This window comes from Microbacterium sp. NFH-22A-Y (assembly GCF_021401375.1).
GTDB classification, from domain to species: Bacteria; Actinomycetota; Actinomycetes; order Actinomycetales; family Microbacteriaceae; genus Microbacterium; species Microbacterium hominis.
The window spans coordinates 386,735-411,703 of sequence record NZ_JACBGF010000001.1; the positions used below are offsets into that span (position 1 = coordinate 386,735).

The 24,969-nt window shown below is 72.0% G+C and carries 20 protein-coding genes; 8 read left to right on the forward strand and 12 right to left on the reverse strand.

The genetic code is table 11. The features are described 5' to 3' along the window. Positions 1-123 precede the first annotated feature (123 nt). The 4 genes from L0965_RS01785 to L0965_RS01800 form a co-directional block, all read right to left on the reverse strand. Positions 124-1,740: a polyketide antibiotic transporter gene (locus L0965_RS01785; RefSeq protein WP_101305446.1), complete on the reverse strand. Its 1,617-nt coding sequence runs from the start codon at positions 1,738-1,740 to the stop codon at positions 124-126. Then, positions 1,737-2,654: an ABC transporter ATP-binding protein gene (locus L0965_RS01790; protein ID WP_101305447.1), complete on the reverse strand. Its 918-nt coding sequence runs from the start codon at positions 2,652-2,654 to the stop codon at positions 1,737-1,739. Before L0965_RS01790 ends, L0965_RS01785 begins: the two co-directional genes overlap by 4 nt. 79 nt (positions 2,655-2,733) lie before the next feature. Next, a complete protein-coding gene (locus L0965_RS01795; RefSeq protein WP_255266099.1) occupies positions 2,734-4,098 on the reverse strand; it encodes an APC family permease in 1,365 nt (454 codons plus the stop codon). A 213-nt stretch (positions 4,099-4,311) separates the two neighbouring features. Beyond that, complete coding sequence (locus tag L0965_RS01800) at positions 4,312-4,785, reverse strand: Lrp/AsnC family transcriptional regulator (RefSeq protein ID WP_234057903.1); 474 nt, start codon at positions 4,783-4,785, stop codon at positions 4,312-4,314. 141 nt (positions 4,786-4,926) lie between these two features. Between L0965_RS01800 and ald the strand changes: the two genes are divergently transcribed. Next, positions 4,927-6,000, forward strand: coding sequence for an alanine dehydrogenase (ald, locus tag L0965_RS01805; protein ID WP_101305448.1), 1,074 nt, complete (start codon positions 4,927-4,929; stop codon positions 5,998-6,000). Positions 6,001-6,033: 33 nt separating this feature from the next. Here the strand turns inward: ald and L0965_RS01810 are convergent, their stop codons facing one another. The 5 genes from L0965_RS01810 to L0965_RS01830 are packed head-to-tail and all read right to left on the reverse strand — an operon-like array spanning position 6,034 to position 12,099. Beyond that, positions 6,034-7,416 carry an aspartate aminotransferase family protein gene (locus L0965_RS01810; RefSeq protein WP_060960226.1) on the reverse strand — a complete coding sequence of 461 codons (1,383 nt, stop codon included), beginning with the start codon at positions 7,414-7,416 and terminating at the stop codon, positions 6,034-6,036. Beyond that, the gene (locus L0965_RS01815; RefSeq protein WP_101305449.1) at positions 7,413-7,895 is read right to left on the reverse strand and encodes an Lrp/AsnC family transcriptional regulator; all 483 of its coding nucleotides are present in this window, start codon (positions 7,893-7,895) and stop codon (positions 7,413-7,415) included. The genes L0965_RS01810 and L0965_RS01815 overlap by 4 nt, the downstream gene beginning before the upstream one ends. Before the next feature lie 45 nt (positions 7,896-7,940). Continuing rightward, positions 7,941-9,332, reverse strand: coding sequence for an aminotransferase class V-fold PLP-dependent enzyme (locus tag L0965_RS01820; RefSeq protein WP_101305450.1), 1,392 nt, complete (start codon positions 9,330-9,332; stop codon positions 7,941-7,943). Further along, complete coding sequence (locus tag L0965_RS01825; RefSeq protein ID WP_101305451.1) at positions 9,329-11,041, reverse strand: amidase; 1,713 nt, start codon at positions 11,039-11,041, stop codon at positions 9,329-9,331. The genes L0965_RS01820 and L0965_RS01825 overlap by 4 nt, the downstream gene beginning before the upstream one ends. Next, positions 11,038-12,099, reverse strand: a complete 1,062-nt coding sequence (locus tag L0965_RS01830; protein ID WP_101307143.1) for an agmatine/peptidylarginine deiminase — start codon at positions 12,097-12,099, stop codon at positions 11,038-11,040. The genes L0965_RS01825 and L0965_RS01830 overlap by 4 nt, the downstream gene beginning before the upstream one ends. A gap of 76 nt (positions 12,100-12,175) precedes the next feature. On the opposite strand from L0965_RS01830, the gene L0965_RS01835 reads away from it, so the two are divergent. Together L0965_RS01835 and L0965_RS01840 are read left to right on the forward strand one after the other, a co-directional pair. After that, positions 12,176-12,799: a TetR/AcrR family transcriptional regulator gene (locus L0965_RS01835; protein ID WP_101307144.1), complete on the forward strand. Its 624-nt coding sequence runs from the start codon at positions 12,176-12,178 to the stop codon at positions 12,797-12,799. 156 nt (positions 12,800-12,955) lie between these two features. Next, on the forward strand, positions 12,956-14,365 hold the full coding sequence (locus L0965_RS01840) for an HNH endonuclease signature motif containing protein (RefSeq protein ID WP_234057904.1): 1,410 nt from the start codon (positions 12,956-12,958) through the stop codon (positions 14,363-14,365). A gap of 32 nt (positions 14,366-14,397) precedes the next feature. Here L0965_RS01840 and L0965_RS01845 read toward each other — a convergent pair whose 3' ends face one another. Genes L0965_RS01845 through L0965_RS01855 form a run of 3 tightly spaced genes read right to left on the reverse strand, consistent with a single transcriptional unit; the run spans position 14,398 to position 18,711 of the window. Next, positions 14,398-15,834, reverse strand: a complete 1,437-nt coding sequence (locus tag L0965_RS01845; RefSeq protein ID WP_101305452.1) for a gamma-aminobutyraldehyde dehydrogenase — start codon at positions 15,832-15,834, stop codon at positions 14,398-14,400. Beyond that, positions 15,831-17,198, reverse strand: coding sequence for an aspartate aminotransferase family protein (locus L0965_RS01850; protein WP_101305453.1), 1,368 nt, complete (start codon positions 17,196-17,198; stop codon positions 15,831-15,833). Before L0965_RS01850 ends, L0965_RS01845 begins: the two co-directional genes overlap by 4 nt. 25 nt (positions 17,199-17,223) lie before the next feature. Then, a complete protein-coding gene (locus L0965_RS01855) occupies positions 17,224-18,711 on the reverse strand; it encodes a CoA-acylating methylmalonate-semialdehyde dehydrogenase (RefSeq protein WP_061782457.1) in 1,488 nt (495 codons plus the stop codon). Positions 18,712-18,878: 167 nt separating this feature from the next. Between L0965_RS01855 and L0965_RS01860 the strand changes: the two genes are divergently transcribed. The 5 genes from L0965_RS01860 (at position 18,879) to L0965_RS01880 (ending at position 24,969) form a co-directional block, all read left to right on the forward strand. After that, on the forward strand, positions 18,879-20,549 hold the full coding sequence (locus L0965_RS01860; protein ID WP_232783984.1) for a PucR family transcriptional regulator: 1,671 nt from the start codon (positions 18,879-18,881) through the stop codon (positions 20,547-20,549). Between the two features lie 105 nt (positions 20,550-20,654). Further along, complete coding sequence (locus L0965_RS01865) at positions 20,655-21,284, forward strand: GntR family transcriptional regulator (RefSeq protein WP_101305454.1); 630 nt, start codon at positions 20,655-20,657, stop codon at positions 21,282-21,284. Continuing rightward, positions 21,281-22,807 carry an MmgE/PrpD family protein gene (locus L0965_RS01870; protein WP_101305455.1) on the forward strand — a complete coding sequence of 509 codons (1,527 nt, stop codon included), beginning with the start codon at positions 21,281-21,283 and terminating at the stop codon, positions 22,805-22,807. Before L0965_RS01865 ends, L0965_RS01870 begins: the two co-directional genes overlap by 4 nt. Before the next feature lie 67 nt (positions 22,808-22,874). Then, positions 22,875-23,777 (forward strand): methylisocitrate lyase, encoded by a 903-nt coding sequence (gene prpB / locus L0965_RS01875; protein WP_060958349.1) that lies wholly within the window; start codon positions 22,875-22,877, stop codon positions 23,775-23,777. A 1-nt stretch (position 23,778) separates the two neighbouring features. Then, on the forward strand, positions 23,779-24,969 hold the full coding sequence (locus tag L0965_RS01880) for a bifunctional 2-methylcitrate synthase/citrate synthase (protein ID WP_101305456.1): 1,191 nt from the start codon (positions 23,779-23,781) through the stop codon (positions 24,967-24,969).

Sequence of the window (24,969 nt, forward strand, 5' to 3'; positions counted from 1 at the left end):
GAGACCGGCCGATCGACCGGTTGTTCCGAGGCTACGAAAGATGACCCTTCCCTCTGCGCGCTGGGCGCGTAAAGAACTTCCGTTCTTGCGGCTCTGTCAGGAAGTCGCGATCGGGTGCGGCCCTCAGGCGCGCAGCTCGCGGCGCCGCATCGCCAGTAGGGCGGCGGCCACGGCGAGGGCGGTGGCGAGAGCGAGGGGCAGGATGCCGCGGAGATCGACGCCGTCGGAGGTCGGCACCGGCGCGGACGCGAACGGCGCGACGTCCACGAGCGCCGCGCTCATCCCGAAGAGCGGGCCGAAGAGCGCCACGACGGCGCCGATCGCGACGAGGGCCCACGCGGTCGGGATCGCGAGTCGCGGCAGCACCACGACGAGCACGGCGGCCAGCCCCGCGAACAGCCAGGCGGGCACCAGCTGACCCGCCCCCGCGATCGCCGCATCCCGCACCAGCCCCGCGCCGTCGCTCGCCGCCTGGGCGCCGGCGGCGGCCCCCAGGACGCCGCCGACGAGCGTGAGCGTCGCCGCGACCAGCGCGACGACGACGTGATCGCCCAGCCACCGCCGGCGTGCGACGCCCGACGACAGCAGCAGCTCGGCGGTGCCGCGGGTCTCGTCCTGGCGGGCGCGGACGACCGTCTGCGTCGCCGCGCACGCCGCGAAGACGCCCAGCATCACGAAGAAGACCACGACGAGGCCCCGCGCGAGATCCGCGCCGGCGCCCCCGAGGGCCCGCAGGACGGCGGTGACCGCCGGGTTGTCGTCGCCGATCCGGTCGGCCACGGAGCCCAGCGAGGTCGAGAGGACGCCGACGAGCACCCCCGCCGCCGTCCAGCCGATGACGGAGGGCAGGCTCTGGCGGGCGACGAGCGCCAGATGGGAGGCGAGGGCGGGGCGCGCGTGCGCGCGACCGCGCCGCTCGGGGAGGAAGGCGGCCCCGAGGTCGCGATGGGCGTGCAGCGCCGCCGCCGCGCCGATCAGGACCGCCGCGACCACCGCGCCGAGGATCAGGGGCCGGGGATCGTCGGCGTCGAAGGGGCGCACGTTCTCGGCCCAGCCGAACGGCGACGCCCAGGAGAGGCCCGAGCTCGTCATGCGGGTGAGGTCGTCGCTCGGGGTGCCGAGCGCGTTGCCGACGCCCGCGACGACGAAGCACCCGAGCAGCACCCAGACCGACAGGCTGTTCGCGCCGCGCGCGGTGGGCAGCAGCTCCGCCGCCGCCAGACCCACGCCCAGGAAGACGAGCGCCACGACGAGGCAGGCCGCCCCGGCCAGCGCCGATCCGAGCGCGGGAGCGCCGCTGGCGACGAACACGGCGCTCACCACGACGCCCAGCACCGCCGCGGCGACCGCCCCGTGCACCACCGTCGCCGCCAGTGGGACGGACCGGCCCGCCGGCGTCGCCGCCACCAGCTCCAGACGACCCTCCTCCTCGTCGCCGCGGGAGTGCCGCACCGCGAGGAACGAGCTCATCAGCGCTCCCAGCAGCAGCAGCCACGGCAGCAGGAGGAACGCGACCATCTGCGCTTCACCCGCCCCCGACGGCAGCCCGCGGAAGAGCAGGATCACCGGATTGGCCATCACCGTCGCCAACAGCGCCACGCGCTCCTGCTCGTCGCCGTACGAGCCGCGCACGCCGGGGTAGCCGGCCGCGGCGAGGGCGGCGGTGCCCCCGATCCACACGCTCAGCTGCACGGCATCGCGGCGCAGGCGTTGGCGCAGGAGCGGAGCCAGCGTCGTCATCGCGGCCCCTCGGTCGGCTGGGCGCTGTAGTGGCGGAGGAACAGCTCCTCGAGCGACGGGGGAGCCACCCGCAGCCCTTCGGCGCCGAGCGCGCCCAGGCGCGGCAGCGCCGCCGCGACGGCATCGCTCGCGAGGGTCAGCGAGATGCGGCCCGCGGCCTGCGTGACGTCCTCGGCGCCGGGCACCGTGCGCGCCGCCGCGAGCGTCGCACGATCCGTCGCGACGAACGACACCTCCGTCCGGGTGAGGTGGCGCATCTCGGCGAGCGTCCCGGCATCCACGATGCGACCGCCGCGCACGATCGACACGCGGTCGCACAGCAGTTCGACCTCCGACAGGATGTGGCTGGACAGCAGCACGGTGGCCCCGGCATCCCGCACCCGGGCGACCTCCTGACGGAAGACGACCTCCATGAGGGGGTCGAGGCCGCTCGTGGGCTCGTCGAAGACGTACAGGTCGGCGGGGACGGCGAAGGCCGCGACGAGCGCCACCTTCTGACGGTTGCCCTTCGAGTACGCGCGGCCCTTCGTGCGGGTGTCGAGATCGAAGTCCGCGCAGAGCCGGCGTCGCACCGCGGCATCCGCCCCGCCGCCGCCCGTGCGCAGGCGGCAGAGCAGGTCGATCGCCTCGCCTCCGGACAGGTTCGGCCACAGGCTCACGTCGCCGGGGACGGAGGCGATGCGGCGGTGCAGGCGGGAGGCCTCCGCCCACGGATCGCCGCCGAGCACGGTCGCCGAGCCGGACGTCGGCCGCGCCAGCCCGAGCAGGATGCGGATGGTGGTGGACTTGCCGGCGCCGTTGGGGCCGAGGAAGCCGTGCACCTGGCCCTCGTCGACCGTGAGGTCGAGCCCGTCGAGGGCGTGCACGCGGCCGTAGTGCTTCGTGAGGGCGTCCGTGCGGATGACGGCGGTCATGCGCCGGATGCTACGCCGAGGGCGGGTGCCGCGGTAGATGCGACACCCGCCCTCTCCCCCGGTGCGTCGGGGACGGCGCTCAGATCTGCGAGCGCGGCCCCGGTTCGACGATCTTGTTGAAGCCGGTGACGGGCTGGTTCTCGTCGAACGAGACGACCGGCCGGCGGAAGCCCCGCGTCAGGAAGACGAGGTACAGCAGGCCGAGGCCCGTCCAGATGAGGCCGACGATGAGCGCGTGGTCGTCGAGGTTCACCCACAGCAGTCCGGTCAGCGCCATGCCGATGGCGGGCATCACGATGTAGTTGACGACGTCGCGCGGTGTGTGGCGTCGTCCCTGGCGGATCGCGAACCAGGCGATCACCGAGATGTTCACGAAGGTGAACGCGATGAGGGCGCCGTAGTTGATGTAGTCGACGATCTGGTCGAGGGTGAACGCGATGGCCGCGAGGCTCACGATGCCGACCAGGACGACCGTGAAGGCCGGCGTGTGGGTGCGCGGGCTGATGTAGCCGAAGAACTTCTTGGGCAGCACGCCGTTGCGGCCCATCACGAGCAGCATCCGCGCGACGGAGGCGTGCGAGGCGAGCCACGACGCGAGCGTGGCCGCGAAGCCCGCCGCCGTCAGCACCGACTGCAGCACGATGCCGCCGACCTGCGAGCCGATCTCCGGCAGCGTCGAGTCGGCGATCGCCTCGGGCGGGAACGCCTCGTGGGACGGGAAGCGCAGCTGCGTGAAGTAGGCCGCGATGAGGAAGATCGCCCCGCCGACGAGCACCGTGAGCAGGATGGCGCGCGGCATCGTCTTGGGGTTCTTCGCCTCCTCGGCGTACATCGTCACCGCGTCGAAGCCGATGAACGAGAAGCACACGATCGTCGCGCCGGCCAGGACCGCGCCGAACTCCACCTCCGGGTGGAAGAAGGGCTGCACCGAGGCGACCGTGCCGGCGCCGGCGCCCTGCACGAGCTGGACGATGACCATCACGACGAACACCGCCATGACCACGATCGAGAAGATCAGCAGGATCATGTTGACGTTCGACGTGCCGCGCATCGTCAGGTAGATGATCCCGGTGACGCCCGCCGTGAAGGCGACCACCCACACCCAGCCGGGGATGTCGGGGAACAGCGCCTCCATGTAGCTGCGGAGGATCAGCGCGTTCACCATCGGCAGCAGCAGGTAGTCGATGAGCGAGGTCCAGCCGACGAGGAAGCCGAGGCTCGGATGCATCGACTCGCGCACGTACGTGTAGGCGGAGCCGGCGCTCGGGATGACCCCGACCATCTTGCCGTAGCTGATCGCCGTGAAGCCCATGACGATGAGGGCGAGGGCGTAGGCGGCGGGGACGACGTTGTTGGTCTCGACGGCCACGTTGCCGAAGGTGTCGAACACGACCGTCGGCGTCATGTAGCCGAGGCCGAGACCGACGATGGACCAGACCCCCAGCGAGCGTGCGAGGGTGGCGGAGCGCGAGGATGCCGACGTGGCGGCCAGTGACTCGTTCGTGATTCCTCCTGATGATGAGGTCTTTCGGGTGCTCGAATACTAGGGTCGGCCTGTTTCGTTTGTGTAGCGTCGCCGTCACCTCGGATGACGCGTCGGCGCCATGTCCGGACGATTCGACCGGGGATCGCGTCCGCGCGGACGAACGGTGCGGGCTCAGACGCCGCGCAGGCCGTCGGTGCGTTCGAAGATGAGGCTCGTGTTGGTCGCCGCGACGATGGAATGGGTCGAGAGGTGGTCGGTGACGAAGGCGCGCAGGTCTGCGCTGTCGCGTCCGCGGAAGTGGATCACGAAGTCCTCCGCGCCGGCGACGTAGAAGTACTGGGCGACGTCGGGGTGGGTGCGCAGCTCCTCCGCGAAGCGCGTCAGCTGCGCCCGCGCCCCCGGACGGATGCGCACGGAGACGAGCGCCTCCGTGCGGTAGCCGAGCGCCGCGGGGTCGACGTCGATCGTGAAGCGGCGGATCGCGCCGCGTGAGACGAGTCGCGCGATCCGCGCGTGGACGGTGGACGCCGCCAGCCCCAGGGTCGTCGCGAGACGGCTGAGCGGCTGCCGCGCGTCCGCCCGCAACTCGTCGATGAGTCGGAGGTCCGCGGCATCCATCGAATCATTAGAGCCTGATGCGACCATGCGCCGATCCTATTTCGGTGGAACGTGCCGATGTCAACGAATCTTCGGTGGATCTTGTCGAGGTTCCGCGGGACTGACATCGTGATCGCGCTGCACCGCTCCACCTCACCCGCCCGTGGACCAGCACGAAGGAGTCCCGCCATGATCATCGGTGTTCCCGCAGAGATCAAAGACAGCGAGCGCCGCGTCGGCATGACGCCCACCGGCGTCGACGAGCTGGCCGCGCACGGCCACCGCGTGCTCATCCAGAGCGGCGCCGGCGTCGGGTCGGGCTTCGGCGATGAGGCGTACCGCGCCGCCGGCGCCGAGATCGTCGCCGACGCCGCCGAAGTGTGGGGCGCGGCCGACCTCCTCGTCAAGGTCAAGGAGCCCATCGCCCCCGAGTACGGCTTCCTCCGGGAGGACCTGACGCTCTTCACCTACCTGCACCTGGCGGCCGCCCCGGCGTTGACGCAGGCCCTCCTGGATGCCGGGACCACCGCGATCGCCTACGAGACGGTGCAGCTGCCCGACCGCTCGCTGCCCCTGCTCGCGCCCATGAGCGAGATCGCCGGGCGCCTGTCGGTGCAGGTGGGCGCGCAGCAGCTGCTCGGTCCGGCGGGGGGCCGCGGCATCCTGCTGGGAGGAGTGCCGGGCACGCCGCGCGGCCGTGTCGTCGTGATCGGCGGCGGTGTCGCCGGAACCCACGCCGCCCAGATGGCGGTGGGCCTCGGCGCGCATGTGACGATCGTCGACCTGTCGATCCCGCAGCTGCGGCGCCTGGACGAGCGTTTCGACGGTCGGGTCGACACGCGCGTGTCCACCCGTTCGACGATCGCCGACCTCGTCGCCGACGCCGATCTGGTCATCGGGTCCGTGCTCGTCCCGGGCGCCGCGGCGCCCAAGCTCGTCACCCTCGACATGGTCGAGCGGATGCGGCCGGGCTCGGTGCTGGTGGACATCGCGGTCGACCAGGGCGGCTGCTTCGAGGGCACCCACGCCACGACCCACACCGACCCGACCTACCGCGTGCACGACGCGATCTACTACGCCGTCGCGAACATGCCCGGCGCGGTGCCGCTCACCTCGACCCTCGCCCTGACCAACGCGACGCTGCGCTACACGCTCGCGCTCGCCGACCTGGGCACCGGCGCCGCCCTCGAGGTCGACGCGTCGCTGCGCGCCGGCCTGTCGATCCGCGGCGGCGAGGTGGTGGACACCCGCATCCTGGGGTGACACCACTCCCGCCCGGCGGGCGCGGGATGCCCGTCAGAGGCGGGTCCAGGCCTCCGTCAGCACGCTGCGCAGGATCTGCTCGATCTCGTCGAACTCGGCGGGTCCGATCGTCAGCGGCGGGGCGAGCTGGATGACGGGGTCGCCCCGGTCGTCGGCGCGGCAGTACAGGCCCGCGTCGAACAGGGCCTTGGAGAGGAAGCCGCGCAGCAGGCGCTCGGACTCGGCGTCGTCGAAGGTCTCCTTGGTGGCCTTGTCCTTGACCAGCTCGATGCCGAAGAAGTAGCCGTCGCCGCGCACGTCGCCGACGATCGGCAGGTCCAGGAGCTTCTCCAGCGTGGCGCGGAAGACCGGCGAGTTCTCGCGGACGTTCTCCAGCAGCTTCTCCTCCTCGAACACGTCGAGGTTCTCCAGCGCCACCGCGGCCGACACGGGGTGTCCGCCGAAGGTGTAGCCGTGGGGGAACGACAGGTCGCCGTGCGCGAACGGCTCGTAGACGCGGTCGTTCACGATCGTGCCGCCGAGCGGCGCGTACCCGCTCGTGACGGCCTTCGCGAACGTGATCATGTCGGGCTGGTAGTCGTAGGCCTGCGCGCCGAAGTAGTGGCCCAGGCGGCCGAAGGCGCAGATGACCTCGTCGGAGACGAGCAGCACGTCGTAGCGGTCGCAGATCTCGCGCACCCGCTGGAAGTAGCCGGCGGGAGCGGGGAAGCAGCCGCCCGCGTTCTGCACGGGCTCGAGGAATACGGCGGCGACCGTCTCGGGGCCCTCGAACTGGATCATCTGCTCGATGCGGTCGGCCGCCCACACGCCGAACTCCTCGGGGGTTCCGCCGCCGAACCCCGACTCCGCCGCGCGGTAGTAGTTCGTGTTGGGCACCCGGAAGCCGCCGGGGGTGACGGGCTCGAACATGTGCTTCATGACCGGCAGGCCCGTGATCGCGAGGGCACCCTGCGTCGTGCCGTGGTAGGCGATGGCGCGGGAGATGACCTTGTGCTTGGTGGGCTTGCCCTGCAGCTTCCAGTAGTGCTTGGCGAGCTTGAACGCGGTCTCGACCGCTTCGCCGCCGCCCGTGGAGAAGAAGACGTGGTTGAGGTCGCCGGGCGCGAGGTGCGCGATGCGGTCGGCGGCCTCGATGCCGGACGGGTGCGCGTAGGACCACAGCGGGAAGAAGGCGAGCTCCTCCGCCTGCTTCGCGGCCGCCTGGGCGATGCGGCGACGGCCGTGGCCGGCGTTCACGACGAACAGGCCGGCGAGCCCGTCGATGTAGCGCTTGCCGCGGGAGTCCCAGATGTGGTGGCCCTCGCCCTTGACGATGATGGGGACCCCGGGGCCCTCCGTCATCACCGACTGGCGTGCGAAGTGCATCCAGAGGTGGTCGCGGGCCTTGGCCTGCAGGTCGGCGTCGTCGATGGTCATCGTGTCCCCCAGTTGTAGAGCTGACGGTGGAGTTTGAGGTAGACGAAGGTCTCGGTCGAGACCACCTCGGGAAGGGCGCGGATCTGCTCGTTGAGCAGGTCCATGAGGTCGTCGTCGTTCTCGCAGACGACCTCCACGAGCAGATCGAACGAACCCGCCGTCGACACGACGTAGCTGACCCCCGGCAGGGTCGACAGCTGTGCGGCGATGCCGCGCGTGTCTCCGGCGACGCGGATGCCGATCATCGCCTGGCGGGCGAAGCCGAGCTGCAGCGGGTCGGTGACGGCGACGATCTGCATCACGCCCTGGTCGACGAGCTTCTGCACGCGCTGGCGCGTGGCGGCCTCGCTGAGGCCGACGGCCTTGGCGATCTCCGCGTAGGGACGTCGGCCGTCCTCCTGCAGCTGCTCGATGATCAGCTTGGATGCGGCATCCAGGGTCTGTCGACGCGAAGCTGCGATTTCCGTCGTCTGAGGCATGATCCGCGACGATATCAATCGCGGCAGTGAATAATCAAGACTGATTCAGAAGCTCTCGGGGGTCTCCATGGTATCCAGGATGCCGATGAGGTCCTCGAACGTGGTGCGCGGGTTGAGGATCGCGAACCGCGCGTTCGCCCGGCCTTCGTGGCTCGACGGCGTGACGAAGGCGTGCTGCACGTCGAGCAGGCGCTGCGACCAGGCCTCGTATTCGGTCCGGGTCCAGCCGTCGCGCTCGAAGACGACGACGCCGAGCTGAGGCTGGCGCACGAGCGAGAAGCCGGGGCGCGCCGCGATCTCGTCGGCGATGCGGCGCGCCAGCACGATCGACGCGCTCACCGCCTCGCGGTAGGCGGCGGCGCCGTGCGTGGCGAGCGAGAACCACAGGGGGAGCCCCCGCGCGCGGCGCGTGAGGTGCGCGGCGTAGTCGGACGGGCTGTAGTCGGAGCGGTCGGTCAGCGTGTCGAGGTACTCGGCGTGCTGAGTGTGCGCGCGCCGGCCCTGCTCGGGGTCGCGGTAGATGAGGGCGCACGCGTCGAAGGGGGCGAACAGCCACTTGTGCGGGTCGACGATGACCGAGTCGGCCTGCTCGACCCCCGCGTACAGGTGCCGGGCCAGCGGCGAGAGCATTCCGGCCAGGCCGTAGGCGCCGTCGACGTGCAGCCAGACGTCGTGCGCGTGGGCCGCGGCGGCGACCCCGGCGATGTCGTCGACGATGCCGAAGTTGGTCGAGCCCGCCGTGGCGACGACGGCGAACACCCGCTCGTCCACGTCGGCCAGCGTCGCGGCCACCGCGTCGCCGCGCAGCATGCCGTCGGCATCCGTGGGCACGGTGATCACGTCGACGTCCATGACGCGGGCGGCCGAGGCGATCGAGGAGTGCGCCTGCGAGCTGCAGACCACGGCCCAGCGCGCGGGGGCGGGCGCTCCCGCTTCGGCGTGCCGAGCGCGCGCGGCTTCCCGCGCCGCCACGAGGGCGGAGAGGTTTCCGAGCGTGCCGCCCTGCACGAACACGCCGCCCGCGGATGCCGGCAGGCCGAACTCGTCGGCCAGCCAGCGCAGCACCTCGTTCTCGGCGTGTACCGCGCCCGCGCCCTCCAGCCACGAGCCGCCGTAGAGCGCGCTCGCCGACACGACGAGGTCGAACGCCGCCGCGGCCTTCGTGGGGGCCGTGGGGATGAAGGAGAGGTAGCGGGGGTCGTCGGTGGTGATGCAGGCCGGGGCGAGCACGTGCGTGAACACACCGAGCGCGCGCTCCGCGCCGACGCCGTCCTCGGAGATCGTCCGACCGGCGAGCCGGCTCAGCTCCGCCGCGGAGAGCGGCTTGTCGAGCGGGGTGTCCTGGGCGAGCAGGCGTTCGCGGGAGTAGTCGAGCACGAGATCGACGATGCGGCGGGTCTCGGCGGTGACGTCGTGCATGCGGGCGGCATCGGTCATGTGCGGTCCTTCAGGGCGGGGGTGCGCGGCGGCACCGGTCGTTCGGGGGTGAGTGTCTCGATCGCGCAGCCGAGGCGCAGGAGTGCGACGTCGTCGCCGGATCGTCCCGCGATCGTCAGCCCGACCGGCATCCCGATGTCGGACAGGAGTCCCATCGGCACCGTCACCGTCGGGATGCCGAGATGGCGGATGGCGAGATTGCCGTTCGCGACCCACACGCCGTTTCGCCAGCCGAGGTCGGCGGAGGCGGGGTTCACGTCCATGTCGGCGGGGCCGACGTCGGCGACGGCGGGGAAGACGACGGCGTCGAGGCCGCGATCGTCCATCCAGGCCTCCAGGTCGAGCCGGCGGGTGCGCTCGAGGCCGCGGAGGCCCTCCTCCAGCTCGGGCATGTCGCGCCAGGAGGTGCCGGGGTGGGCGCGCACCCAGTCGGGGTAGGTCGCGATGTCGTCGTCGAAGCCGGTGTAGCGGTCGGGAAGGGCGCCGGCCGGGTGCGGGAAGATGCGGGCGCCGTCGACGGCGGCGAGCGAGGACAGGGCGGGGTCGCCGTTCGCGGTGAGGAAGTCCTCCCACGCCCACGCCGAGAGGTCGACGATCTCGCGGCGCAGGTAGGCGGGCGAGACGAGCCCGCGGGTCGCGATCGTGGGCGCGCCCGGGCGGTCGCCCTCGTAGTTGCTGACCACGGGGAAGTCGACCTCCACGACCTCGGCGCCCGCGGCCTCCAGAGCGGCGCGCGTCTGCTCCCACAGCGAGATCACGGAGGCACGCGTCCGGATCCGCTGCCCCGTCGGGCCGCCGATGCCGGGTGCGGCGGAGGTCCCGGCATCCGGATCGGCGTTGACGTACATCCGGGGGATGCCGAGGCGCAGTCCGGCCACCGCGGCGCCGGAGGCGAGCGTCCGGTAGTCCTCCGGTCGCAGTGCCGAGGGGGTCTGGAGGGAGATCCACGGCTGTGTGCGCCAGAAGTCGCCGCGGGCGTCGGGGTCGTCGGCGACGATCACGTCGAGCACCTCCAGGAGGTCGGCCATGGTGCGGGTGTGGGGCACGACGACGTCCATCGTGGGCACCAACGGCCAGTTGCCGCGCGTCGAGATGACGCCGCGCGAGGGCGTGTAGGCGCACAGCGCGTTGTTGCTGGCGGGCCCGCGGCCGCTCGACCACGTCTCCTCGCCCAGGCCGAAGGCCGCGAAAGACGCCGCGGTCGCCGTTCCCGAGCCGTTGGACGAGCCCGAGCCGAACGGCGCCGTCAGCCAGTCGCGGGAGTAGGGGCTCTCGGTGCGCCCGTAGACGCCGCGCTGCATGCCGCCGTTGGCCATCGGCGGCATGTTCGTCAGTCCGAGGCAGATCGCACCGGCGGCGCGCAGGCGCTCGATCGTGAACGCGTCGCGCTGGGCGACCAGCTCGGCGAAGGCGGGGGAGCCCGCGGCTGCCGTCAGGCCCCGCACGAGGTAGCTGTCCTTCGCGGTGTACGGGATGCCGTCCAGCGGCGAGAGCGCAGCGCCGCGGGCGCGGCGCGCGTCGGAGGCCGCGGCCTCCGCGAGCGCCTCGGGGTTGCGGACGACGACGGCGTTGAGGGCGGTCGCCGTGTCGGGGCCGTCGTAGGCGGCGATGCGCGCGAGGAAGGCCTCGACGAGTTCGACGGCCGTCGTGCGCCCGTCCTCGAGCGCGGCGCGGAGGTCGGCGATGGTGGCCTCGACGACGTCGATCATCGCGGCGTCTCCTGCCCGCCGAGTGCGGGCTGCTGCTGTGTGATGCAGTGGATGCCGCCGCCGCGGGCGAAGATCGGGCGGGCGTCGACCGTGACCACCTCGCGTCCCGGGTAGGCGTGGGCGAGGATCGCGCGAGCCTCGGCATCCGCCTTGTCCTCGCCGAAGCCGCAGGCGATGACGCCGCCGTCCACGACGAGGTGGTTGACGTAGCTCCAGTCGACGAAGCCCTCGTCGTCGCCGTGGCCGTCGCGCAGCGTCGCCGGCGCGGGAAGCTCGATGACCTCGAGGCGGCGCCCGGCCGCGTCGGTCTGCGCGGCGAGCAGCTCGTGCAGGGCCGCGCTGACGGCGTGGTCGGGGTGTGCGGGGTCGCGCTGGGTGTGCAGCAGCACGCGGCCGGGGGAGGGAAAGGTCGCGACGATGTCGACGTGGCCGTTGGTGCCGAAGTCGTCGTAGTCGCGCGTGAGCCCCCGCGGCAGCCAGATGGCCTTCGTCGTGCCCAGCGTGCGGGCGAACTCCGCTTCGACGCGGGCCCGGTCGGCGTAGGGGTTGCGGCGCGGGTCGAGCTGCACCGTCTCGGTCAGCAGCACCGTGCCTTCGCCGTCGACGTGGAAGCCGCCGCCCTCGGTGACCAGCGTGGAGGACACGAGCTCGGCGCCGACCTCGGCCGCGATGAGGCGGGCGTGCTCCGCCGAGCGCTCCCACCGCGCCCAGTCGTGGGCTCCCCACCCGTTGAAGATCCAGTCGACGGCCCCCAGGACGCCGGGACGTTCGTCGTCGACGACGAACGTCGGGCCGTGGTCGCGCATCCAGAACTCGTCGACGGGCGCCTCCAGGATCGAGACGTCGCCGGGCAGCATCCGCCGGGCGCGCGCGAGCTCGGAGGGGTCGACGACCATCGTCACCGGCTCGAAGCGGGCGATCGCCGCGGCGACCTCCGTCCAGGCGGCGTAGCCCTCGTCGCGGTCGGCATCGCGCTCGCCGAGGGTCGGCCCCTCGACGGGGAAGGCCATCCACGTGCGCGCGTGCGGCGCGGTCTCGCTCGGCATCCGCCAGCTCATCGGCATCCTCGACTCTCGTCCGGTCCTGGAGTAGCTTATTGATCACATGATCAACTCATCGGAGGGTAGCGAGCGGATGCCGCAGACGTCAACCACCGCACGCGCGCGATTGAGCGCCGAGCAGCGGCGTGAGCAGATCGCCGGCGCCGCGCACGACCTGGCGCTCGCCGACGGTCTGGACGCGGTGACGCTGCGCGCCGTCGCGACGCGCGTGGGGGTGGCGTCGGGACTCGTCGCCCACTACATCCCGAGCATGGACGACCTCGTCGCCGACACCTTCTTCGACATCGTGGCCGGCGAGCTCGACGAGGTGCGCGCGCTCCTTCCCGACGCGCCCGCGCCGGTGCGGATCGGTGCGCTGCTGCGGACCACGCTGGATCCCGCCCGGCGCGACGTCACCCTCGTCTGGGTGCAGGCGTGGGCGCTGGGGACGCGCAACGCGCCGCTCGCCGAGAGGGTGCGGGCGGCGATGGACGCCTGGCGCGGCGCGCTCGCCGACGAGATCGTGCGGGGGATGGATGCCGGGGTGATCCCTGCCGCCGATCCGGAGCCCCTCGCCTGGCACCTGCTGGCGATGATCGACGGTCTCAGCGCCCACGCGCTGGTCGGCTGGGGGCCGGGGATCGAGCCGGTCGCGCCCGTGCTGCGCGCGGCCGCGGGCCTGCTCGGGGTGGAGGCGGAGGCGCTCGACGGGGCCTGACGGTGGCCTCGGGCGGTCGCGGGATTCCGCGATCTCCCTCTTGCTCTCTCTTGCGATCTTCGAAGTTTTGTTCTATAGTGGGGTGAAGAAACCCCGCGCGTGCCCACCTTCTGTTGCGGGTCCTGTCCTCCGGTTGATGCCGGGTCAGGGGTGATGATGCACGCGCTGACGAGTACCCGTGAGGGTGATACGACCTGGCCCGGGTTGGATGCGCTGGTGGCCGGTGTGGTGGATGCGCGGCGTCGTGCGGCTCAGGCGCAAGCTGCCGAGGCGAGGTTGCTGGCCGATGCCGTGGGACTGGTCGCGGAACGTGCGGCGTTGCTGCGTCAGGAGGCGCAGCAGCAGGGGCGGTCGGTGCGGTCGTCTGATGCGGATCTGCCGTTGCGGGAGGTCGCGTTGGAGCTGGCGATGGCGTTGCGGGTGTCGGATCGGGGTGTGCAACGCCGGATGTCGGAGGCGTACCTGCTGACGACCCTGTTCCCGCGGACGTTTGAGGTGTGGGCGGGCGGGGAGATCGATGCCGGTCACGCGTGGGCGATCAGCCGCACCGGCACGCTTCTCACCTCTGAAGCAGACCGGGCACGGTACGAAACCCTCGCTCTGGAGGCGGCCCGGTCGGAGTCGCCTGCGCGGATGAGCGCGGCGGCGAAGGCGATCGCGGCAACAATCGACCCGACTGCGTTCACCGAAGCCGCGCAGCGCGCGTATGAGGAACGCTCGGTGCGGTTGTTCCCGTTGGAGGACGGTATGGCTCGGTTGATCGCGGATCTTCCCGCGCCGCTCGCCCACGCGATCCACGACACCCTGACCGCCCGGGGTCGGGCGATCCTCGACCAGCCCGGCGAGGACGTCCCGCACCAGGACGAGGGTGCTTCATCGGATGCCGGCGCGGACACGGACGACGGACCGCACGGCGAGAGGGTCATCACCGGCTCCCGCCCCTGCGCTCATGCAGACACCCGCACGTTGGCGCAGGTGCGTGCGGACATCCTCACCGACCTGCTCCTGACCGCCACTGCCTCCACCCGAGCCACCGGTGCCGGAGTGGAAGCGGTGACGGCGCAGATCCAGGTGACGGTCCCCGCCCTGACCCTCGCCGGCGACCCCGACGGAGGCCCGGCGATCTTGACCGGGTACGGGCCCATCGACCCGGGACTTGCCCGCCGGTTGGCGGGGCTCGCACCCGGCTGGGATCGCGTGTTCACCGACCCGACCACCGGCATCCCCGTCGCCGTCGACCGCTACCGACACTCCGCGGAAATCCGCCGCTACCTCGCTGCGAGGGATGAACGCTGCCGCACCCCCGGCTGCACCCGCCCCGCCCACCGGTGCGACCGCGACCACACCACCGCCGCCGCAGACGGCGGCCCCACGGCACCCGACAACCTCGCCCACTTGTGCCGCCGCCACCACACCGTGAAGCACCACACCGCCTGGCAGGTCCGACACCTCGGCCACGGAACCCTCGAATGGACCTCACCCACCGGACGCCACTACGAGGACCACCCACCCAGCCTCGTGAGATTCGTCCCCGAACCCACGCCGGCCGAGCCGCCACCCTTCTGACGCCGAGCGGGGTCCGGCCGTGTGCGTGTGCGTCAGTCCAGGCTCGCCATGACGTGCTTGATGCGGGTGTAGTCCTCGAAGCCGTAGACGGAGAGGTCCTTGCCGTACCCGGAGTGCTTGAAGCCGCCGTGCGGCATGTCGGAGACGAAGGGGATGTGCGCGTTGATCCACACGCAGCCGAAGTCGAGGTCGCGCGAGAACCGCAGCGCTCGGGCGTGCTCGCGGGTCCAGACCGACGCCGCGAGGGCGTACGGCACCCCGTTCGCCAGCGCGAGCGCGTCCTCCTCCGACGCGAACGGCTGCACCGTGAGCACCGGGCCGAAGATCTCCTGCTGCACCACCTCGTCGTCCTGGCGCACACCCGTGACGATCGTCGCCTCGAAGAAGCAGCCCGTCTCGCCCTGTCGGCGTCCGCCGATCGCGATCGACGCGTGCGACGGCAGCCGATCGACGAACCCCTGCACGCGCGCGAGCTGGTCGGGGTTGTTCACCGGGCCGAAGAACGCGTCGGGGTCGTCCGGCGCGCCGGCTCTCGCGTGCTCGCGCGTGTGGGCCACGAGTCTCTCGACCAGGTCGTCGTGCACCGCGGCATCCACGAGCACGCGGGTCGCGGCGGTGCAGTCCTGTCCTGCATTGAAGAACGCGGCCTCCACGATGCCGCGCGCCGCGCGATCCAGGTCGGCGTCGGCGAACACCAGCGCCGGCGCCTTGCCGCCGAGCTCGAGGTGCACGCGCTTGAGGTCCTGCGCGGCCGACGCGGCCACCTGCATCCCGGCGCGCACCGAGCCGGTGATCGCGACGAGCTGCGGCGTCGGATGCTCGACCAGCATCCGGCCGGTCTCCCGGTCGCCGAGCACGACGTTGAAGACACCCGCGGGAAGGATCCCGGCGGCGAGCTCCGCGAGGCGCACCGTCGTCTGCGGCGTCGTCTCGCTCGGCTTCAGCACGACGGTGTTGCCCGCCGCGAGGGCCGGACCGATCTTCCACACCGCCATGTTCAGGGGATAGTTCCACGGCGTCACCTGTGCGACCACACCGATCGGCTCGCGGCGCACATAAGAGGTGAACCCCTCCGCGTACTCGGCCGCCGCCCGCCCGTCGAGGTCGCGGGCGGCGCCCGCGAAGAAGCGCAGCTGGTCGATCGACTGGACGATCTCGTCGGCCACGAGGCTCGCCCGGGGCTTGCCGGTGTCCTGCGACTCCAGATCGGCGAACTCCTCCGCGTGGGCCTCGAGCGCATCCGCGAGACGGAACAGCAGCAGCTGGCGCTGGGCGGGCGTCGTCCGCTTCCACGTCTCGAAGGCGCGGGATGCCGCCGCGAACGCGGCATCCACCTCGTCCGCCGTCGAGATCGGCGCGTGCGCGTACACCTCGCCGGTCACCGGGCTCACGAGCGGCAGCGCCGCGCCGACCGAGGCGACCGGCACGCCGTCGACGACGTTGCGGAGCACGGTCGTCGACGGCGTCACGATGCCACCTCGGCATCGGTGACCTCGAGCGCGCGGTCGATGATGTCGAGGCCCCGCACGAGGTCGTCCTCCGACACGATCAAGGGCGGCGCCACGTGCGCGCGGTTGAAGTGCGTGAACGGCCAGAGCCCCGCCTTCTTGCACGCCGCGGCGAACGCGGCCATCGGGGCGGCATCCGCTCCCGCCGCGTTGAACGGAACCAGCGGCGCGCGCGTCTGCCGGTCGCGCACCAGCTCGATCGCCCAGAACAGGCCGAGTCCGCGCACCTCGCCGACCGACGGATGCCGCTCTGTCATCTGCTCCAGTCGCGGACGCACGACACGCTCGCCGAGGTCGCGGACGCGCTCCAGGATGCCGTCGCGACGGAACACCTCGAAGGTCGCGATCCCCGGGGCGCACGCCAGCGGGTGGCCCGAGTAGGTGAGCCCGCCGGGGAACGACACGGTGTCGAAGTGCGCCGCGATGCGGTCGGAGACGACGACGCCGCCCAGCGGCACGTAGCCCGAGTTGACGCCCTTCGCGAAGGTGATGAGGTCGGGCACGACGTCGAAGTTCTCGAAGCCCCACCAGGTGCCCAGCCGTCCGAAGCCGACCATGACCTCGTCGGCGATGTACACGATGCCGTAGCGGTCGCACAGCTCGCGGACGCCCGGCAGATACCCGGGCGGCGGGATGAGCACGCCGTTGGTGCCGACGACGGACTCGATGATGATCGCGCCGATCGTCGAGGCGCCCTCCAGGATGATCGTCTGCTCGAGATGCGCGAGCGCCCGCTCGGCCTCCTGCTCCGGGGAGTCCGCGTGGAACGGCGACCGGTAGGCGTACGGACCGAAGAAGTGCACGACGGACGCGTCGGCCGGCTCGTTCGCCCACCGGCGCGGGTCGCCCGTCAGCGTGATGGCCGTCGACGTGTTGCCGTGGTAGCTGCGGTACATCGCGAGCACCTTGCGCTTGCCGGTGACCAGGCGCGCCATCCGGACCGCGTTCTCATTGGCATCAGCCCCGCCGTTGGTGAAGAACACCTTCGAGAAGCCGTCGGGGGAGATCTCGCTGATCCGCCGCGCCAGCTCGCCGCGCGTGTCGTTCGCCATCGACGGCTGGATCGTCGCCAGGCGCCCGGCCTGCTCCTGGATGGCCGCGACGAGGTCGGGGTGCTGGTGGCCGAGGTTGAGGTTCACCAGCTGCGACGAGAAGTCGAGGTAGCTGCGTCCGGCGTAGTCCCAGAACGTCGCACCTGCGCCGCCCGCGACCGGCAGCGGGTCGATCAGGGCCTGCGCGCTCCAGGAGTGGAAGACGTGGCGGCGGTCGTCGCCGCGGACGGCCGCGTCGGCGGCGGAGTCGGCGGCGGGGGCGATGGTGCTCATGGTGTCTCCTTCGGATGCCGCGGGGTCAGTGGTTGCTGGGGAAGCCGAGGCTGATCTGGCTCTCGCTGGGGTCGGGCCAGCGGGTCGTCACGACCTTGCTCCGCGTGTAGAAGTGGATCGACTCGGGGCCGTAGATGTGCGAGTCGCCGAACAGCGAGTTGCGCCACCCGCCGAAGGAGAACGCGCCCACCGGCACGGGGATCGGCACGTTGACGCCGACCATCCCCACCTCGATGTCGAACTCGAACTGGCGGGCGGTGCCGCCGTCGCGCGTGAACACCGCGGTGCCGTTCGCGAAGGGGCTCGCGTTGATGAGGGCGACCGCCTCGTCGTAGGTCGCGACGCGCGCGACGGAGAGCACCGGGCCGAAGATCTCCTCGTCGTAGACCTTCATGCCGGGAGCGACCCGGTCGACGAGCGAGACGCCGATGAAGAAGCCGTCGCCCTCGAACTGCTGCGTCGTGCCGTCGACGACCACCGTCGCGCCTTCGGCGGCGGCGCCGGAGACGTACGCGGCGACCTTGTCGCGGTGCTCGCGCGTGATGAGCGGGCCCATCTCGCTCGCCGGGTCGGTGCCCGCGCCGATGGTCAGCCCGGCGATGCGCTCCGCGACCTTCTCGACCAGCGCGTCCGCCACGTCGTCGCCGACGGCGACGAGCACGGAGACGGCCATGCAGCGCTCGCCGGCCGAACCGTAGGCGGCCGACACGGCGGCGTCGGCCGCGGCATCCAGGTCGGCGTCGGGCATGACGACCATGTGGTTCTTGGCGCCGCCGAGGGCCTGCACGCGCTTGCCGTTCGCGGCGGCGCGCTCGTAGATCGAGCGTGCGATCGGCGTCGAGCCGACGAAGCTCACGGCGCGGACGGTGGGGGAGTCGAGGATCGCGTCGACGGCGACCTTGTCGCCGTGCACGACGTTGAGGACACCCGCCGGCAGGCCCGCCTCCTCGTAGAGCCGCGCGAGGAAGAGCGCGGCCGAGGGGTCCTTCTCGCTCGGCTTGAGCACGACGGTGTTGCCGCACGCGATGGCGGATGCCGTCATCCACAGCGGAACCATCACGGGGAAGTTGAACGGGGTGATCGCGCCCACGACGCCCACCGGCTGCTTCACCGAGTGCACGTCCACGCCGCGGGACACCTGCTCGGCGTGCTCGCCCTTCAGCAGATGGACGAGTCCGGCCGCGAACTCGACGTTCTCGATGCCGCGGCTGATCTCGCCCTTCGCGTCGGAGAGCACCTTGCCGTGCTCGGCGGTGATGATGGCGGCGAGCTCGTCCGCCCGCTCGACGAGGAGGTGGCGCAGGCGGAAGAACACGTCGGCGCGCTTGATGAGGCTCGTCGCCCGCCAGGCCGGCAGCGCGGCGGCGGCCGCCGCGATCGCGGCATCCGTCTCGGCGGTCGAGGCGAACGCGACCTCCGCCTGCACGACGCCGGTCGCCGGGTCGTAGACGGGGCCGGTGCGCTCGGCCGATCCGGTCGATCGGCCGGCGACGTGGTGACGGATGAGATCCATGCGGGGCTCCTGACGGGAGGGGAGACGACGGGCGGGTACGCGGGTCGGACAGATCGACCGGCACGTGCCATGCTTATGCTGACTCAGCGATGGGGGAGGCGCAGGTGTCTGTTCGTCACGATGTAGACGTTTCCCGGACAGAACGTCCGACAACGGTTCTGCCGACCGTGGCGGAGGTGCTCGCCCTGGCGGTGTTCTCCGCCGGAGCGCCCGTCGTGGTCGTCGGCGGCGACGCCCTCGGCGCCGCCGTGCGATGGGTCCACGTCTCCGACAGCGCCGACGTCGCGCGGCTGCTCGAAGGCGGCGAGCTGCTGCTGTCGACGGGCTCCGGCTGGCCGGACGACCCCGCCCTGCTCGCCGGGTTCGTGACGCAGCTGGCCCGGGTCGGCGCGGCGGGCATCGTGCTCGAGCTCGGCTCGCACTACCGCTACGTGCCGGCGGTCCTCGCGGATGCCGCCCGCTCGGCGGGCCTCGCGCTGGTCGCCCTCCACCGCGAGGTCAAGTTCGTCACGATCACCGAGGCCGTGCACCGTCGCATCATCGCCGACCAGACGACGGCGCTGGAAGCGCGCGACGCGGTACGGACCCTGTTCACCGGGCTGGCGCTGCGCGGAGCGCCGGCCGAGTTCATCGTCGAGCAGGTCGGGCTCGCCCTCGCCGCCCCCGTCGTGCTGGAGACCGTCGCGCACGAGGTGGTGGTCGCCCACGTCGGCGGGGCGATCGAGACGCAGACCCTCCGCGGCTGGGGACGCCGGTCGCGTGCGGCCGCGGCGGCCCCCGACCACGAGGGGCGGGCGATCGTCGCCGTCGAAGCCCGCGGCATCCGGTGGGGATGGCTCGTCGCGCTGCCCGGAACACCGCACCCGGCCGGACGGGAGGCCGTCCTCGAGCAGGCGGCCACGGCGCTCGCCCTGGGCCGGCTCGCCGATCCGGGGGGAGAGGAGTGGTCCCGGCTGGGGCGCCGCCGCGTCGTCGACGCGCTCGTCGACGGCCGGTTCACGAGCCTCGGGGCGGCGGCGGCCCGCCTGGACGCGGCCGGCCTGCCCCTCGCCGGCGTCGTCGCGTTCCCGCTCGTCGCGCTGGCCCCGGCCGGTCGCGAGGATGCCGTGGGTGTCGCGACCGCGGCGGACGTCGCCGCCGCCGCCCTGGGTGCGCGTGCCGTGTGCGGTTCGAGCGCGACGCTGGAGGACGGGTCGGGCCTCGTCCGCACGCCGGTGCTGCTCACCGTCCCCGCCCGCGCCGCGACCGCCGCGGACAATCGCGCCGATGCCTTCGCCGCCGCACTGGAGGAGGCGTTGCGCGTCGCCACCGCCTCCGCCGGCGCCTCTGCGACGACCCTGCCGTCGCGCCCGGCGCGGCCGCGCGTCGTGCTCGGCCCCGGTGTCGCCATCCCCTCCGTCGAGGACGAGCGGGGCATGGGCCTGCTCGTCGGTGCGCTGCGCGAGACGATCGACCTCGTCGCGGCCGACGACGGCGTCCGCAGCGCGCGCCGCGACCGCGAGGGCGACGGGCGCCGCACGGTCGAGCGGCCCCTGACCCGGGTCGTCGCCGCGATGCGCGACGATCATCGCCTCGTCGCGCACGCGGACCGGATGCTCGCCCCGGTGCTGGCCGAGGCCCGGGGCCGCGGCGGCGACCTGCTCGACGTGCTCGCGGCCCTGCTGGCGCACCCGTCCAACCGCACGGCCGCCGCGGAGGCGGCGCACCTGTCGCGCTCGGTCTTCTACCAGCGCATCGCCCTGCTCGAAGACCTGCTCGGCATCGACTTCGACGACGGCGAGCAGATCGCGGCCCTACACCTCGCCGTGTTGACCCATCGGCTCCACGTTCCCCACTGAACCGCGGCGCGCGCGACTTTCTGTATGCACTAGTAGCAGTTCGGGGTCGATGACTTCCCCTCAGAGCCACTTTTGTATACAGTGATGGCGACGAGAGGAGTTGTCGTGCGCGCGAGCGATCGGGCCTACCGCAGTCTCCTCGACGAGATCCAGTCCGGCGTCCTCCGCCCCGGTGCCGTGCTCGCCGAGGTGGAGCAGTCGGTGCGCCTCGGCGTGAGCCGCACGCCGCTGCGCGAGGCGCTCGGCCGGCTCGCCGCGGACGGGCTCGTCGTGCAGGCGTCGCCGCGCATGACCGTCGTCAGCGACCTCGACGCCGACGACATCCGCGAGCTGTTCGAGGTGCGCCGGGCGCTCGAAGAGACCGCCGCGCGCCTGGCGGTCCGCTCCGGGGCCACGCCGCCGTTCGCCGCGCTGGCGACAGAGTTCGCCGCCACGGATGCCGCCGCCGACCCCGACGCCTACTACGCCCTCATCGCGCGCTTCGACGACGCGCTCGATCTCGCCGTCGCCAATGACTACCTGACCGCGGCGCTGAAGACGGTCCGCACGCACCTCGTGCGCGTGCGCCGCCTCGCACGCGACAACCCCGAGCGGCTCGCGGCGTCCGTGGCCGAGCACCGGCTCATCGCGTCGGCCATCGGGGCCGGCGACGCGGAGCTCGCCGCGCACGCCACCCACGTCCACCTGCACAACGCGCTCGCCGCGATCCTCGCCTCGTTGGAAGGAACCCCATGACCGTCACCCACCACGTCCGTGTGCACCGCAGCGAGGAGAACCTCGCGCGCGAGGATCAGCTCGCGTTCGCGATCGCCGAGGTCGCCGCCGACCCGGTGGCAGCCCTGCCCGAGGTCGTCGAGATGATCATCAACCGCGTCATCGACAATGCCGCGGTGGCCGCGGCATCCCTCACCCGGGGCCCCGTGACCGCCGCCCGCGCGCAGGCGCTCGACCACCCCGTGTCGCGCGGCGGACACGGCGCGACCGTGTTCGGCGAGCCCGACGACGTGCGCACCAGCCCGGAGTGGGCGGCGTGGGCCAACGGCGTCGCCGTGCGCGAGCTCGACTACCACGACACCTTCCTCGCCGCGGAGTACTCCCACCCGGGCGACAACATCCCGCCGATCCTCGCCGTCGCCCAGCACGTCGGCGCCGACGGGGCGGCGCTGGTGCGCGGCATCGCGACCGGCTACGAGATCCAGATGGATCTGGTGCGCGCCATCAGCCTGCACCGGCACAAGATCGACCACGTCGCCCACCTCGGCCCGTCTGCGGCCGCCGGCATCGGCACGCTCCTCGGCCTCGACGCCGGCACCATCGCGCAGGCCGTCGCGCAGGCCCTGCACACGACCACGGCCACCCGTCAGTCGCGCAAGGGCGAGATCTCCACGTGGAAGGCGCACGCCCCCGCGTTCGCGGGCAAGATGGCGGTCGAGGCCGTCGACCGCGCGATGCGCGGGCAGACCTCGCCGTCGCCCATCTACGAGGGCGAGGACGGCGTCATCGCCTGGATGCTGGATGGCAAGGACGCCGCGTACGACGTGCCGCTGCCCGCCCCCGGCGAGCCCAAGCGGGCGATCCTCGACTCCTACACGAAGGAGCACTCGGCCGAGTACCAGGCGCAGGCCTGGATCGACCTGGCCCGAAAGCTCCACGGCACCCATCCCGAGCTCGCCGACCCCGCGAACGTCGAGAGCATCGTGCTGCACACCAGCCACCACACGCACTACGTGATCGGCTCCGGCGCCAACGACCCGCAGAAGTACGACCCGGCGGCCTCCCGCGAGACCCTCGACCACTCGATCCCGTACATCTTCGCCGTCGCCCTGCAGGACGGCGGCTGGCACCACGTCGACTCGTACCTGCCCGAGCGGGCGGCACGCGAGGACACCGTCGCGCTGTGGCACAAGATCACGACCGCCGAGGATGCCGAGTGGACCCGCCGCTACCACTCCGACGACCCCGACGAGAAGGCCTTCGGCGGACGCGTCGAGATCCGTCTCACGGACGGTTCGACGATCGTGGACGAGATCGCGGTCGCCGACGCCCACCCGCTCGGCGCGCGCCCGTTCGCGCGCGCCGACTACATCCGCAAGTTCCGCCTGCTCGCCGAGCCGGTGCTGGAACCCGCCGAGATCGAGCGGTTCCTCGCCCTCGCCGAGCGACTGCCCGAGCTGACCGCCGATGAGGTGCGGCAGCTCAACATCGTCGCCCGCGACGGCGTACTTGCCTCGGTTCCGAGCCCGAAGGGGTTGTTCTGATGCTCCGTTTCGACGCGTCGCTCCGCTCCTCGCTCAACGACCGGAGTACCCAGGACGGAGCCGACTGATGCTGTACAGCCAGACCCCGGCATCCGAGAAGCGGCGCCTGCTGCGCGAACGCCTGCGCGCGGGAGAGCTCGTCCGCTTCCCCGGCGCGTTCAACCCGCTGTCGGCGCGGCTGATCGAGCAGAAGGGGTTCGAGGGCGTCTACATCTCCGGCGCCGTCCTGAGCGCCGACCTCGGGCTTCCCGACATCGGGCTCACGACCCTCACGGAGGTCGCCGGCCGCGGGCAGCAGATCGCCCGCATGACCGAGCTCCCGGCGATCATCGACGCCGACACCGGCTTCGGCGAGCCGATGAACGTCGCGCGCACCATCCAGACCCTCGAAGACGCGGGGCTCGCGGGCACGCACATCGAAGACCAGGTCAACCCGAAGCGCTGCGGCCACCTCGACGGCAAGCAGGTCGTCGACACCGGCACCGCGCTGCAGCGCATCCGTGCCGCCGTCGACGCCCGCCGCGACCCGAACTTCCTCGTCATGGCGCGCACCGACATCCGTGCGATCGAGGGTCTGGACGCCGCCGTCGACCGCGCCAAGGCGCTCGTGGATGCCGGGGCCGACGCGATCTTCCCCGAGGCGATGCGCGACCTCTCGGAGTTCGAGGCCGTGTGCGCCGCCGTCGACGTGCCGGTGCTGGCGAACATGACCGAGTTCGGCAAGAGCGACCTGTTCACGGTCGACCAGCTGCGGGATGCGGGCGTGCAGATCGTGATCTGGCCGGTCTCCCTCCTGCGGATCGCGATGGGTGCGGCCTCCCGCGCGCTGGATACCCTGAACGACGAGGGGCGTCTCACGTCCCGTCTCGGCGAGATGCAGCACCGCGCCGAGCTGTACGACCTCATCGACTACGAGGGCTACAACCACTTCGATTCGAGCATCTTCGACTTCCAGATCACGAAGGAGTGACATGAGCGACCAGCAGATCCACAAGGGACTGGCGGGCGTCGTCGCCGACACGACCGCCATCAGCAAGGTCAACCCGGAGACGAACTCCCTGCTCTACCGCGGCTATCCGGTGCACGAGCTGGCCGCGACGCAGCCGGCCGAAGCCGTCGCCTACCTGCTGTGGAACGGCGAGCTGCCGACCGCCGACCAGCTCGCCGAGCTGCGCGCGACCGAGCGCCGGTACCGCGCGCTCGCGGACGACGTCAGGGCGGTGATCGAGCTGACTCCGCTCGACGCGCACCCGATGGACGAGGTGCGCTCCGCCGTCAGCGTGCTCGGCGCCCGCGACCTCGCCGGCACCGGCTCGGTGCTCGACGCGAGCGGGTCGCCCGCTGACAACCTCGCCCGCAGCATCCGCCTGTTCGCGGCCCTGCCCGCGATCGTCGCCTACGGACAGCGCCGCCGCCGCGGCCAGGAGCCCATCGCCCCGCGCGACGACCTCGACTACGCGGCCAACTTCCTCTGGATGACCTTCGGCGAGGAGTTCGACCCCGTCGTCGTCGACGCGTTCAACCGCTCGATGATCCTGTACGCGGAGCACTCCTTCAACGCGTCGACGTTCACGGCGCGGGTGATCACCTCGACCCTCAGCGACCTGTACTCGGCGGTCGTGGGGGCGATCGGAGCGCTCAAGGGGCCGCTGCACGGCGGCGCGAACGAGGCCGTCCTGCACATCTTCGACGAGATCGGCGACGCCGACAACGCCGGGCCGTGGCTCGATCGCGCCCTCGCCGAGAAGCGCAAGATCATGGGCTTCGGCCACCGCGTGTACAAGCACGGCGACTCGCGCGTCCCGACGATGAAGGCCGCCCTCGACACGCTCATCGTCCACTACGACCGCCCCGACGTCGAAGCGCTCTACGCGACGCTCGAGCGCGAGTTCGTCGAGCGCAAGGGCATCTACCCCAACCTCGACTACCCGTCGGGCCCCGCGTACAACCTGATGGGCTTCGACACGCTCACCTTCACGCCGCTGTTCGTCGCGGCGCGGGTGGTCGGGTGGACCGCCCACATCAGGGAGCAGGCGGCATCCAACGCGCTCATCCGTCCGCTGTCGGCCTACAGCGGTGTCGACGAGCGGCACGTCGACGGGTTCGTCGACGAGGCCGGCACCTCGTCGATCGCGCTGCGGGCCGCCGAAGCCGAGGGCTGA